At 63.1% G+C, this 12,162-nt stretch carries 11 protein-coding genes; 1 reads left to right on the plus strand and 10 read right to left on the minus strand.

Annotated elements, in window-relative coordinates; all coding sequences use genetic code 11:
• Positions 1-19: 19 nt before the first annotated feature.
• From CIT31_RS11850 to CIT31_RS11885, 8 genes are all read right to left on the minus strand, one after another.
• Positions 20-958 (minus strand): sugar ABC transporter substrate-binding protein, encoded by a 939-nt coding sequence (locus CIT31_RS11850; protein WP_095518735.1) that lies wholly within the window; start codon positions 956-958, stop codon positions 20-22.
• A gap of 37 nt (positions 959-995) precedes the next feature.
• Entirely contained in the window at positions 996-1,910 is a 915-nt protein-coding gene (locus CIT31_RS11855; RefSeq protein WP_095518736.1) for a sugar phosphate isomerase/epimerase family protein, read from the minus strand.
• A 26-nt stretch (positions 1,911-1,936) separates the two neighbouring features.
• Entirely contained in the window at positions 1,937-3,034 is a 1,098-nt protein-coding gene (locus CIT31_RS11860) for a Gfo/Idh/MocA family protein (protein WP_095518737.1), read from the minus strand.
• Between the two features lie 36 nt (positions 3,035-3,070).
• A complete protein-coding gene (locus tag CIT31_RS11865; protein ID WP_095518738.1) occupies positions 3,071-4,162 on the minus strand; it encodes an ABC transporter ATP-binding protein in 1,092 nt (363 codons plus the stop codon).
• A 4-nt stretch (positions 4,163-4,166) separates the two neighbouring features.
• Positions 4,167-5,258, minus strand: coding sequence for an ABC transporter ATP-binding protein (locus tag CIT31_RS11870; RefSeq protein WP_095518739.1), 1,092 nt, complete (start codon positions 5,256-5,258; stop codon positions 4,167-4,169).
• Positions 5,255-6,214: a carbohydrate ABC transporter permease gene (locus CIT31_RS11875; protein WP_095518740.1), complete on the minus strand. Its 960-nt coding sequence runs from the start codon at positions 6,212-6,214 to the stop codon at positions 5,255-5,257. Before CIT31_RS11875 ends, CIT31_RS11870 begins: the two co-directional genes overlap by 4 nt.
• Positions 6,211-7,071 carry a carbohydrate ABC transporter permease gene (locus CIT31_RS11880; RefSeq protein WP_095518741.1) on the minus strand — a complete coding sequence of 287 codons (861 nt, stop codon included), beginning with the start codon at positions 7,069-7,071 and terminating at the stop codon, positions 6,211-6,213. The genes CIT31_RS11875 and CIT31_RS11880 overlap by 4 nt, the downstream gene beginning before the upstream one ends.
• A gap of 80 nt (positions 7,072-7,151) precedes the next feature.
• Complete coding sequence (locus CIT31_RS11885) at positions 7,152-8,765, minus strand: extracellular solute-binding protein (protein ID WP_095518742.1); 1,614 nt, start codon at positions 8,763-8,765, stop codon at positions 7,152-7,154.
• A gap of 370 nt (positions 8,766-9,135) precedes the next feature.
• Between CIT31_RS11885 and CIT31_RS11890 the strand changes: the two genes are divergently transcribed.
• Positions 9,136-10,167: a LacI family DNA-binding transcriptional regulator gene (locus CIT31_RS11890; protein ID WP_095518743.1), complete on the plus strand. Its 1,032-nt coding sequence runs from the start codon at positions 9,136-9,138 to the stop codon at positions 10,165-10,167.
• 246 nt (positions 10,168-10,413) lie between these two features.
• Here CIT31_RS11890 and CIT31_RS11900 read toward each other — a convergent pair whose 3' ends face one another.
• Both CIT31_RS11900 and CIT31_RS11905 read right to left on the minus strand, forming a co-directional pair.
• Positions 10,414-10,902 carry an aconitase X swivel domain-containing protein gene (locus CIT31_RS11900; RefSeq protein WP_095518744.1) on the minus strand — a complete coding sequence of 163 codons (489 nt, stop codon included), beginning with the start codon at positions 10,900-10,902 and terminating at the stop codon, positions 10,414-10,416.
• Entirely contained in the window at positions 10,899-12,146 is a 1,248-nt protein-coding gene (locus CIT31_RS11905) for an aconitase X (protein WP_095518745.1), read from the minus strand. The genes CIT31_RS11900 and CIT31_RS11905 overlap by 4 nt, the downstream gene beginning before the upstream one ends.
• Positions 12,147-12,162 lie beyond the last annotated feature (16 nt).

Here is a 12,162-nt window from a genome sequence, read left to right on the forward strand (position 1 = left end):
CGGCGGACGTCAGTTTCCATCACTTGTTGTAGAGTTTCAGGATCGGTTCGACGCTCGAGGCGTCGTAGAGGCTGAACGTGTGGATGTCGTAGCCGATCGGCTCACCCGAGGCGGCGAGCCCGAGCAAAGCAACCGGCATGAAGCCCTGTGCCGAAGGGAACTGCCATGCCGCTGCGTTGACGAAGCCAGCCTTGACGGATTCGGCTGTTTCCTTCGAATTGCCCCAGCCGACGACCGGGATTTTGCCAGCCGGCACGCCAGCGCCGTCGAACACCCGCTTGATGCTGGCCGCCACGGAATCGCCGAGCGCGATGATCGCCGGCGGATTGTTGGCCACCATATAGTCGGTCATCTTGGCGATGATACCGGCCGGATCGGTGCCGCAATCGACGACGTCGTATTTGATGCCGAGCGGATCGAACACGGTGGCGATGCCTTCGGTCTCGAGTTGCTGGTAGCTGGCTCCCGGCACTTCGACCGGCAGGAACACCTTGTCGCCCCGCTTCACCATCTTGTGGTCGACCAGGTATTTTGCCCAGATGGCGCCGGCCTCCTTGAGGTCAGCGCCGACATAGGCCTGCCGTCCGGTCGCCCGATCGTCGGTGTTGAAGAACACGATCGGGATGCCGGCGGCCTTGGCCGCCTTGACCTCCTCGGTCCACAGGCCTGGCTGCGCCGAGGTGGTGGCGATGCCGTCGGGCTTGGCGGCGAGCGCCGAGTTGAACGCTTCCTTCTGCGCCGCCATGTCGCCGCCGCTGAAGGAGATATTGCAGGTCACCTTGAGCTGGTCGCAGGCCTTGGTGGCGCCGGCATTCCAGTCGAGCCAGAAGGCATCCGATGGGCCGCCATGCGACAGCAGGTAGAACGTCTTTTGAGCATCTTGCGCCAGCGCCGAGCCCATGGTCACGCCGGCGAGCACGGTCGCGGCAACGGCGAGTTTTGACACGAATTTCAACATTTCTCTTCCTCCCTTTTTTGGTAGCCGAACCGTGCCGTCACAGTCCGTTGGCGCGGAATTTGCCGTCGAGGAATTTCTTGGCGCGCGGCACGTCATCTTCCGAAAGATGCTCGATGATAACCGGGATGTTCGGGTGCTTTTCGGCCAGCCGCCTGAGATAGAGGTCGTAGTTCAGCGAACCGAGGCCTGGCGCCGGCAGCTCGATCTCGCCAACACCGCGGAAAGTGTGGCTCTCCAGCGCGTCCTCGTCGCCGATGTCGGCGTGCTTCTCCGACTTGTCACCTCCCGAGCGCTTGACGTCCTTGGCATGGGCTATTCTGATCTTGTCGGTCAGCGTGTCGAATACCTGGTTCAGAATCTGGTCCATCCTGTCGATGTTGTGCGTCTCGAAATAGTTGGTCGGGTCCATCAAAAGGCCGAGACCGGGATGGTCGACCTGCGCGAACATCTTCACCGTCTCCTCGACCGAGCCGACGACATTGTTGACATAGGTTTCGAGCAGGAAGACCGCGCCGTGGTCGTATGCGGTCTGGGCAAGATCTGATATGACCTTGCGGCATTCCTCGAACCCTTCCTCGGTCTTGTTCTTGGGATGATGCACCCAATCGGACTCGCTGTTGTAGGTGCCGGTTTCCGAGATAACGTAAGGCGAGCCGAAATCGCGCGCATTGCGGATGATTTCCTTGAGATAGCCGACACGCCTATCACGCTCGCCCATGTCCGGATGGATGATGTTGGTGTAGCCTGACACGCAGCACACCGGCAGATTGTGGTCGCGGAAGGTGTCGCGAACAGTCCGGGCCTTTTCCTTGGTGATCTGCCCGGCCGACAGGTCAACGTCCTTAAAATGGAGGTCGAGCTGCACCGTGTTGAAATCGAGCGCGCGGATCTTCTGCGCGGTTTCCTCGAGGCTGTACGGGAAATAGCCCGTGAAAATACCTGCCTGCATCATGATGTGAAGTCCTCCCTGTAGGCGATTCAGTTGATTGAGTTTGTCGAGATTTCGGAAAGCTTGACCGTGCGGCCCTCGTCGATCGAGCGATAGCCGGCTTCGATCAGCGCCATGGTCTTGACGTTGTCGGCGACGGACAGCGCCGGCGGCGTGCCGGTCTTCACCGCGTGCTGGAGCTGCTCCATCACGCCGATGAAGGCATGCGGGAACCACATCGTGTCCCAGTTGGGCGTCATCCATTCGCCCCCGGTGGTCTCGGTCGAAGCATAGGTCAGCGTCGAGGCAGCGCCCGTCGGCCAGCCGATCGTGCCCTTGGCGACGCCCTTTGTGCCCTCGACGCGCCAGTTGATGTGCTGGTCGTCCTTGTAGCCCTCCTGGCGCGGACCGGACCAGACATCCTCCAGCGAAACGGCGAGCACGCCGGACGGGAACCGCAGCGTCGAAACAGTGATGCCGTCCGAATGGTCGAAGCGCGTGCGCGGATCTTTGCGGGTCAGCGTCGTGATCTCGTCGGGATCGCCGAACAGAAAACGCAGCACGTCGAGATGGTGGACGCTCATATTGGCAAGCGTCAGCCGGTCGTAGTCCTCGAGGAAGGTCTGCCAGTGGGGGATCGCATGCATGTCGATCTGGGCGAAGACGATGTCACCGAGCGCGCCGCTGTCCATGATCTGCTTCAGCACGCGCATCGACTGATCGTAGCGCATGTTCTGGTTGACCGAGAGGATCTTGCCGGCCTTGGCCGCCTCGTCGCGCAACTCGATCGCATCCTTGAGCGACAGCGCCAGCGGCTTCTGCGCCAGGACCGCCTTGATGTGCTTCTGCTTCAGCGCATGGCGGATCAGCGCCGGCTGCTGGTCCGGCGGAAAGGCAAGGTCGATGATCTCGACGTTTTCGTCCTCGATCAATTGTTCCGGCGTGTCGTGGACGGTCGGGATCTCCCAGCGCTTGGCGACCTTCTCGGCACTGGCCTTGGTCCGCGAGGCGATCGCCACCACCGGAAAGCCGGCGTCCTTGTAGGCGGCAAGATGGCATTCGGCCATGATCATGCCGGCGCCGACACAGCCGATTTTGTACTCCCTGGTGCGGACTTTAACGTCCGGCTCGAAGTCTTTGCTCGTCAATGTCTTTCTCCCGAAGCTCGTTTCTTGCGACCGCTGTCATCGTCCCAGCGCTGCCCCGCTTTGCCCGAAATAATGCACGCGGCCGGGCTCGCAGGATATCGCCACCATCGCGTCCGGCCTGATATCCGGCTGGCCGCGCAGCAATGCCCTGAGGCGCGCCTGCCCGGCAGCGAGTGTCACCACGGTATAGCCGCCGAGCGGCTCGACCTCGAACACTCGCGCCGGGCGGCCCGCGCGCCCGTCTGAGACTCCACCCTCCGATATTTCCCCATCCGACCAGGGCCGCACCTTGATGTCTTCCGGCCTGACCCCGATCTCGACGGCATCGGCCGGAGCAGCCTTGTCCGCGATACGGATCGCGCCTTCAGCCGCCTCGACGCCGCCCTCGCCGCGCAGCGACTTCAAGATATTCATCATCGGCGAACCGAGCAGCCGCGCCACATAAGTGCTCGCCGGCCGGTCATAGATCTCGGCCGGCGCGCCGATCTGTCTGATCCTGCCGTTCTCCAGGATGGCGATGCGGTCGGCAACCGACATCGCCTCTTCCTGGTCGTGGGTGACATAGATCAGCGTCTTGCCGAGCTCGCGCTGGATGCGCTTCAACTCGACGCGCGTCTCCTCGCGCAGCCTGGCGTCGAGCGCCGAGATCGGATCGTCCATCAGATAGGCATTGGGATCGCGCACCAGCGCGCGGGCGATCGCAACGCGCTGCCGCTCGCCACCGGAAAGCTGCGCCGGCGGCTTGTGCAGGATGTGGCCGATATGCAGCTTGGCCGCGACGTCGGCGACACGCTTTTCGATTTCGGCCTCGGCGACCCGGTGTTCGACCAAGGGGAAGCGAACATTGTCGCGCGCGCTCATATGCGGAAACAGCGCTAGGTTCTGGAACACCATGGCGACGTTGCGCTCGGCTGGCGACATTGTATTGACTGGACTGCCGCCGATCAGGATCTCGCCTGAGTCAGGCGTTTCCAAGCCGAGCACCAGACGCAGCATCGTCGACTTGCCCGACAGCGGCGGACCGAAGAAGCAGAAGAACTCATTGTCGTTGACCGTGAACGAGGCATCGTCGACGGCGATCGTGGCGCCATAGCGTTTCGTCACATTGCGGAAAACGATATCGGCCATGGTCTCAGCCCGCTTTCATGGCAAGGCCGGTGGCGGCGTCGAAGACGCGTACCGACTGCGCGGCCGGTGCGATCACAGCTGTTTGCCCGACCGACAGTGCCACATCATTGTCGAGCACCGCCTTCACCGCAGCCTCGCCGTCGCCGAGATGGATAATGGTACGCGCGCCGATCCGCTCGACGAAATTCACCGGCATCGACAGGCCGCGGCCGCTTTCGGCCAATGTCACCTGCTCCGGTCGGAAGCCGTAGAGCACCTCACCCCGCACGCCCCGCACAGCGGCGGTAATTTCGACCGGCAGCGGCGGCGTGACTCCGAGCGGCCCGAGATCAACGACCAGCCCACGGTCGCTTTCCGCCGGCCTGCCTCTGAGCAGGTTCATCCCCGGCGCACCGATGAAGCGGGCGACGAAGACATTGGCCGGATCGTTGTAGACCTCGAGCGGCGTGCCGACCTGCTGCAGCACGCCGTGGTCCATCACCGTGATGCGGTCGGCCATGGTCATCGCTTCGAGCTGGTCGTGGGTGACATAGACCATGGTTTGCCGGAACTGCCGCTGCAACTGCTTCAGTTCGGTCCGCATCACCGCCCGGAAGGCCGCATCGACATTGGACAGCGGCTCGTCGAGCAGGAAGATCGCCGGCTCCATGATCGCCGAACGGCCGATCGCCACGCGCTGCAATATGTTGACCGACAGCCTGTCGGCCTTGCGGTCGAGCAGCGGCGTCAATTGCAGCATCTCGGCAATGGCTCCGACGCGACGGTCGATCTCGGCCTTTGGCGCGCCGCGCATTTTCGGGCCGTAGGCGAGGTTCTGCCGCACGCTCATATGGGTGAAGATCGCGTAGTTCTGGAAGACGAAGCCGACGCCGCGCCGTCCCATCGGCACGCCGGTCATGTCGCGCTCGCCGAACAGGATCTTCCCGCTGGTCGGCTCCTCCATGCCGGCGATCATGTTCATGGTCGTCGACTTGCCGCAGCCTGACGGCCCGAGCAGCGCCATGAACTCGCCGTCGGCGATTGCCAGATCCATCGTCTTCAGCGCGGTGAAGTCGCCGAACTTCTTGACCAGATTCTGCAGATGGATGGCGCTCATGCCAGCACCTCCCGCGCCCGCGCCATGCGCTTCATGGCAAATACCGCTGCGATGGACAGCACGATCAGGATGGCCAGCGCGATCGCCGCGACATAGCCCCAGATCAGGTCCTGGGTGGTGAGCTTGTAGATGTAGACGGAGATCGTCTCGGTTGCGACGCCGGGACCGCCGCCGGTCATGATGTAGAGCGTGTCGAATATCTTGAAGTTCTCGATCACCCGGATCGCCAGCGCGATGATGATGATCGTCTTCATCTTCGGCAGCACGATGGTGACGAAGCGCTGCCAGGAATTGGCCCCGAGCAGCGTCGCCGCCTTGATCTGGTCCTCGGGCACGCCGACCAGGCCGGCAAGCAGGATGAGGAACATCAGTGGTGTCCACTGCCAGATGTCGGCGATCATGACGGCGATGAGCGCCAGCGTCGGGTCCGAAAGCCAGGCGATCGTGACGGGAAAGCCTGATAGCGCCGACAGGATGTCGTTGACCGGGCCGCCCGACTGGAACAGCATGAAGAACATGTAGCCGGCCACCGCCGGCACCACCATCATCGGCATCAGCAGGATCGAATAGAATACCCGCCTGCCCAGAAACTCGTCGGCAAACAGCGTGGCGAGCGCGAGGCCGAGCAGGAATTCCGCAGGCACGCAGATGATCATGACGATGGCCGTGCGCTTCAGCGCGCTCCAGAAGCGCGCGTCGGCGGCAAGGTCGGTGTAGTTGGCGAAATTGTTCCACAGCGACCAGGCGTTCCACCAGCCGAGGCCGGACAGCGGCGACCAGTCGGTCAGGCTAATATAGAGCTGCATGAGCAGCGGGAAGACGGCGATGAACAGCACCAGGATCTGCGCCGGCAGCGTCAGCCGGAAGCCGAGCTTTGCCCCTTCGTCCCGCAAGGCCGGCTTTGCCTGGACGGCCTTCATCACGTCCTCCGAAATCGTCGCAGTCACCGCGCTCATTGCTTGAGCGCCCCAAAGGTCAGCCCGCGCACCAGATGGCGCTGGATGGCGACGCCCATGATCACAGGCGGCACTGCGGCGATGAGACCGAGCGCCGCTTTGGCGCCGTAGAGCTGTCCCGTCATCGAGGAGGACAGCGAGGCCATGTAGACGGGGACCGTCACCCATTCGCGCGTCGTCAGAAGCAGCGCGATCAGATAGTCCGACCAGTTGAGAATGAAGACGAACAGCGCGGCGCTGGCCAGCGGTGCGCGCATCATCGGCAGCGTGATGCGGGTGAAGACGCGCCACCGCGAACAGCCCTCAACCAGCGCCGCTTCCTCGATCTCGCGCGGCATGTCGTCGAAGAAGGTCTTCATCAGCCAGAAGGCGAAAGGCAGCGTGACGATGCCGTAGATCAGCGACAGTCCCCACCAGCTGTCGGTGAAGTTGAGGAAAGCCCACATGATCATGACCGGGGTCATCACCGCCATCGGCGGAAACAGGCGAAGCTGGATCAGCGCCAGCGGCAGATTCTGGCCCGAGCCGAAGCGCGACAGTCCGTAGGCGGCTGCCGTGCCGGCCGACATGGCGATTGCCGTGCCGAACGTGGCCGACAGCAGCGACGACAGGATCGGTTTCAGCGCGGTGCGGTCGAGCGCGACGATCAGATTGTTGGTCGATTCCCCGAAGACGAACCGGAAATTGCTGAGCGTCGGGTTCTTCGGCCACCAGGTCAGGTGGGCGCCGGTCGCCGACCATTCGGCGATCGGCTTGAAGGCCATCGACACCATCCACAGGATCGGCACCAGCGTCACCGCCATGGCCGCAAGGATCGCCGCATAGCGGAATATTTCGAAAGGAACGGAACGCTTCATCTTGCAGCTTTGCTGGGGTCATCGTTTGCAGAGGGGAAGAGCAATCAATCCTCCCCTCCATTCGGATTCAGGGAGCAGGATCAGCTGACCGGATCGAGAACAGTAGGCCAGGCTTCCTTGTTGGTCTTGATGGCTTCGAGAAGCTTCTCCTCGCCGGTGCGGCGGGCGATCTTCTTCCATTCGACCTCGGTGTCGGCCATCGCCTGCTCGGCGGTCTTGGCCTTGGTAAGTGCTGCGACGAGGTTCTCGTCCAGCGCATTGTGGAAGGCGGTGGCGCCGGGATAGTTGATGGTCGGCACGGTGCGGGCGACCGTCTCGCGCACCACATCCATGTGGTAGGCGTGATAGGTTTGGCGGACGAGCGGGTCGGAGAAATCCGACAGTCGGAACGGATCGAAATAGCCGCCGGGATTGGCGGTCATCCAGGCATAGATCCGGCTCGATCCCAACCACTGCAGGAACAGGTAACAGGCCTCCGGATTCTTGGCCTGCGAGGAGACCGAAGCCGAGAGGTTCAGCCACAGCACCGAACGGCTGATCAGCTTCCCGTCGATCTCGCGGCCGGGCGGCAGCATCGAGCCGATCTTGCCGGTGACCTGCGAATCCTTGTTGCCGGCATTGTCGAGGAATTTCGGCAGGTTGGAGAAGGCGCAGGTCATGGCGGCGCCGCCCTTGGCGAAATTGCCGTACTGCTCCGGCCAGCCCCAGGAGATCGTGTCCGGCGAATGATGGGCCAGCGAGGCGATGTACTCGTTGGTCGCAGCGATGCCTTGCTCCGAATTGATCAGCGGCTTGCCGGTGTCGTCGAACAGGAACTGATTGGGCGAAGCCATTGAGACATAACGCTGATACCAATTGGTATAGCCCCAGCCCTGGTTGCGCAGATCCGTTGAGCCGAACAGGCCCTTGTCCGGGCGCTGGAAGAAGGCCGCGATCTCGTCATGCTGCTTCCAGGTCTTCGGCGGCGCCAATTCGTAGCCATGCTTGTCGGAGAAGGCTTTCTTTTCGGCCGCGTCGCCGAACAGATCGGTGCGGTAGACCCAGGTCTGGAAATCGCCATCCAGCGACACGCCATAGGTCGAGCCGCGATACTGGTTGAGCAGCGAGACGCCCTTGGCGCCGTTGACATAGCCGCGCTCGGGATCGTCCCATTCCGGCTTGTACTGGGCGACGAAGTCGTCGAGCTTCAGGATGCCGCCGGTTTCGGCGAGATCGCCAAGACGGTTCCATTCCACCGCGTAGATATCATAGGCCCCACCCTTGGTGGAGATGTCCTGCATTGTCTTGGTGAACTCCTGGCCATTCGGCACGCCGACGATCTCGAGCGGAATGCCGGTTTCCTTCTCCCACAGGTCCTTGATCGAGGGCGCGCCGGCAGGAAATGGCTGCGTCAACTGGCCGATCGAGCCGTCGGACAGGCCGAGCACGATTTTGGCAGGCGCCTTGCCGGCGCCCTTCATCGCCTTTGCCGCCTCGATGGCGCGGCCTTCCGGCGTATCAGGCCCATACTGATAACGCTCTGAGCCGTCGAAGCCCGTCGGGCCGCCGATCATGCCCGGCGCGAGCGCATCGGCCGCATAGGCGCGGCTGGGACGAATGAATTTCGGTGCGATACCTGCGGCGGCAACAAGCACTGCCGCCTTTCCACCGGACGCCAGCAAACGGCGCCGCGACATGCCGATCATATCAGACATTGGAAGTTCTCCCTCGGGGCCTTGTTCCTCCACGGCCCTCATGATGGATATTGACGACACTATGGGAAGGCTGTCAACATCATAGATACTCAGAACACGTCATAACATCGCAAATGAGGGGAGAGAATGCAGTCCAACGAGGTCACTCTACGGTACCTGGTGCTTGAATTTGAGGGAACCGTGCGCCGCGCCTACCCTTTTCGATCCGGCTCGACGATTTGGTGTAGCGCGCCGGCTTGCGCATCGGCTAAGGCCGGATACATCATTTCCCATCAGAATCGCGGATGGCAATGAAGTCGTCGTCCGACGTACATCCGTTAATCCGCGGTTTTGATGCGCCTGTAGCGCACTAGCAGTAAGGTGATCGACTATGCGGTCCACCCTGACAGACATAGCCCGGGAAGCCGGCGTTTCAGCCGCCACGGTCGATCGTGTGCTCAACAACCGCGCCGGGGTCAGGGCGCGCACCCGCGAAGTCGTACTCGAAACGGCGCAGCGGCTTGGCTACATCGCGGAAAATTCGAACAGCCCAACCCCGCGCAATGCGCTGCGCGGCGATGTCATACGGCTCGATTTCGCTCTGCCCGCCGGCACCAATTCCTTCATCAAGATGCTGCACCGGCATATCGAGGCGCAGGCGCAGTCGCGGCCGGACCTCGACGTGCGCGTCGCCACGATCGAAGGCTTCAATCCCGACCGACTTGCCCGCCTGCTGCAGGAATTGCGCGGCCAGACGCAAGGTGTCGGCGTCATTGCGCTCGACCATCCGACCGTCCGTGAGACAATCCGCTCGCTGTCGGCCAGCGGCGTCAAGGTCGTCACCATCGCGTCCGACATCCTGCATGTGCCGAGGATCGCCTATATCGGCATCGACAACCGCGCCGCCGGGCGCCTCGCCGGCTATTTGCTCAATCGCTTCATGGGCGCTGATCGTCCGGGCAAGGTCGCACTGTTCGCCGGCTCGCTCTCCTATCGCGGCCATGAGGAACGCGAGATGGGGTTCCGCCACATCCTCACGGAAGAATCGCCCAATCTGCAGATCGTCGAGATGCGCGAGATGCTGGACGACCGGGAAAAGGCCTATGCGGAGGCCTCCGCCCTGCTGGACCGGCATCCGGACCTGGCCGCGATCTACAATGTCGGTGCCGGCAACACCGGCATCGCTCGCGCGCTTAAGGAGCGTGGGCGCGCACTGTCGACCGTGTTTCTCGGCCACGAGGTGACGGAAGGCACCAAGGATCTTTTGCTCGACGGCACGCTCGACGCGGTCATCGACCAGAACCCGCGCGTCGAGGCCCGCGAAGCGCTCAACACCTTGACCCATGCGGTCAGGGGCTCGCCCTACGAACTGCACCAGCCAAGGCTGCAGGTGATCTTCAGGGAAAGCATCCCGGAGATCTGAACGGAAGTTCCGGGATAAGAGAGGTCGCGCCAGCAAGTGGGGCTGTGGCGCTGCGGCGATCAGGGTAATCTGAGCTCGATGCCGTGCGGGCTGTTGTCTTCGGGACGAGGAGGACCGGGATCTCCTCCGCATGCAAACGGTTCGGCGTTCGGCTGGGTTCGCGGCGGAAGCGGCTGCCGCGAGGATCGTTCGCGAACACTGGCGCGGCACGCTGGGGCTCGGCCGCGACGAGACGCTGGCTGCGGCCTATTGGCGACGTGGCGCGGCGGGACCGATGGCCGGCTGGATCCTGCTCACGATCGCTTGCGCATCCTCGCCAAGGCCGATCGCGATCCGGTCGCCGGAAACAATGCCTGATATGTCGCAGACGACCAGCGGCATGCTGACATCGTAGAGAAACTCGGCGACGATGGCGCCGACGGCCAGAATCGGGTCGGGCCGCTGCAGGATAATGCCGGCCGGCGCAGTGCCCCTGCGGATCGCCTCGGCCAGAACCGAGGACGAGGACGAAGATCCCCGCCCGGAAGCCATCACCAGGATCTTGGCAGCGACATTTTGGCCAAGACCAGGATGCGAACGGTCGATGATGTCGCCCGTCTCGATGTCCAGGCCGCCCCAGAAACTGAGCGCTTGCGACAGCACCAGCGCCGAGCCTTGTGCCTCGCCGGCAAGCTGGAAACTGCCAACTCTGTTCAGGGCTCGACCTTTCAGGGCTCGACTTGCCTGTTCACTCATGGCGCACCCCTCACGACGTGCCCGACCGCTGCCGAGCGGATGCAGTCCTCCATCTCGCCGAACGCCACCGAGACGCCGATATTGCCGGGGGCGTAATGCGCCCATTTGCCGGAGTTGGTCATCACCACGCCGTCGAGGCGCTCGATGATGGTGGTGACATAGGTGCAGGTATCGGTCACTGGAATGAGGTTGAACGCCTTCACACTCTCCAGCTCGCCTTCGTCCTTAAGCCGCGTCAGCGTCGCGCGCCCGGTGTTGACATAGATCGGGATGCCCCTGCCCGGCGCGATATGGCGCAGCATCGGCAGCAGGCGCATCCACTCGTGATGGGAAAAATGCGGCGTGCCGAGCGATACGGCCACAAGCGGCGCACCGTCGGGGACGCTGGACAGCCTGGCCAGAGCATGATCGATGTCGGCGCGAGAGATCCGGATCGTCTCCTCCGGCGCCTTGCCGCGAAACGCCTCGTCGAGCGTCTTTGCTTCCGGCGTGATGCCGACCGCATGAAACAGTGCCACCGCGCCCGTCGTTGCCGCCGCCGCACCCAGCGCCTTCAGCTGGTCCTCGTCGCGCGGCTGCGGCAGGCCCGATATCACCGGGATGCGGTCGCGACTCGCCTGCCCGATGATCAGCCCGACGCCAACGAACAGGGCGTCGGTAGGCTCGAAAGAACCGGTCAGCTCGAACAGGATCTGGCCGCGCCGGTTTTCGCTTAAATGCAGCCCCCAGGCCGGCGCCCGCCCGGTCATCGCGCAGCACAAATCGATGAAATCACCATAGCGATTGGTCCGCGCTCCAATCACCGAATTGGCAAAGACGATGGCGTTGGACTCGCCCCAGGCGATCTGCTCGCCGAAAGCCGGCCGGAACCGCGTCTGATAGGGCGCGCAGGTGAAGGTCGCCTGACAGCCGAGCTCCAGATGCGCCTTCATCAGCCGCCGCGCCGGCACTTCTTCGGCGGCCGGCATCTTCACCAGGCCGGGATGGATGAGGTCGAACGAACCGACGTTCAATGTGGTGGGCACCCGAACGCTGCCACCGCCCTCGACCAGCCTCTCGACGAAATCGAAACCGGCCTGGCCGTGATAGAGGCAGCCGTCGATATGGGCACCGGCAATATCCAGCAGCTTGCGCGCGCCGACCGCCTTCGAAAAGGCGACCAGGATCTTCATCGCTGCGGCCACGGCCGGGCCGTGCTCGCCCTGCAGCATCGACTGATCGCCCGCCATCAATTCAAGCGTCATCGGGTGTTCCGCTTTC

Origin of the sequence: Mesorhizobium wenxiniae (assembly GCF_002284535.1) — a bacterium.
GTDB lineage: Bacteria > Pseudomonadota > Alphaproteobacteria > Rhizobiales > Rhizobiaceae > Mesorhizobium > Mesorhizobium wenxiniae.

Coding starts and splice junctions, on each gene's coding strand:
- CIT31_RS11850 (WP_095518735.1), bottom strand. CDS start 958: ATGTTGAAATTCGTGTCAAAACTCGCCGTTGCCGCGACCGTGCTCGCC.
- CIT31_RS11855 (WP_095518736.1), bottom strand. CDS start 1,910: ATGATGCAGGCAGGTATTTTCACGGGCTATTTCCCGTACAGCCTCGAG.
- CIT31_RS11865 (WP_095518738.1), bottom strand. CDS start 4,162: ATGGCCGATATCGTTTTCCGCAATGTGACGAAACGCTATGGCGCCACG.
- CIT31_RS11870 (WP_095518739.1), bottom strand. CDS start 5,258: ATGAGCGCCATCCATCTGCAGAATCTGGTCAAGAAGTTCGGCGACTTC.
- CIT31_RS11875 (WP_095518740.1), bottom strand. CDS start 6,214: ATGAGCGCGGTGACTGCGACGATTTCGGAGGACGTGATGAAGGCCGTC.
- CIT31_RS11880 (WP_095518741.1), bottom strand. CDS start 7,071: ATGAAGCGTTCCGTTCCTTTCGAAATATTCCGCTATGCGGCGATCCTT.
- CIT31_RS11885 (WP_095518742.1), bottom strand. CDS start 8,765: ATGTCTGATATGATCGGCATGTCGCGGCGCCGTTTGCTGGCGTCCGGT.
- CIT31_RS11890 (WP_095518743.1), top strand. CDS start 9,136: ATGCGGTCCACCCTGACAGACATAGCCCGGGAAGCCGGCGTTTCAGCC.
- CIT31_RS11900 (WP_095518744.1), bottom strand. CDS start 10,902: ATGAGTGAACAGGCAAGTCGAGCCCTGAAAGGTCGAGCCCTGAACAGA.
- CIT31_RS11905 (WP_095518745.1), bottom strand. CDS start 12,146: ATGACGCTTGAATTGATGGCGGGCGATCAGTCGATGCTGCAGGGCGAG.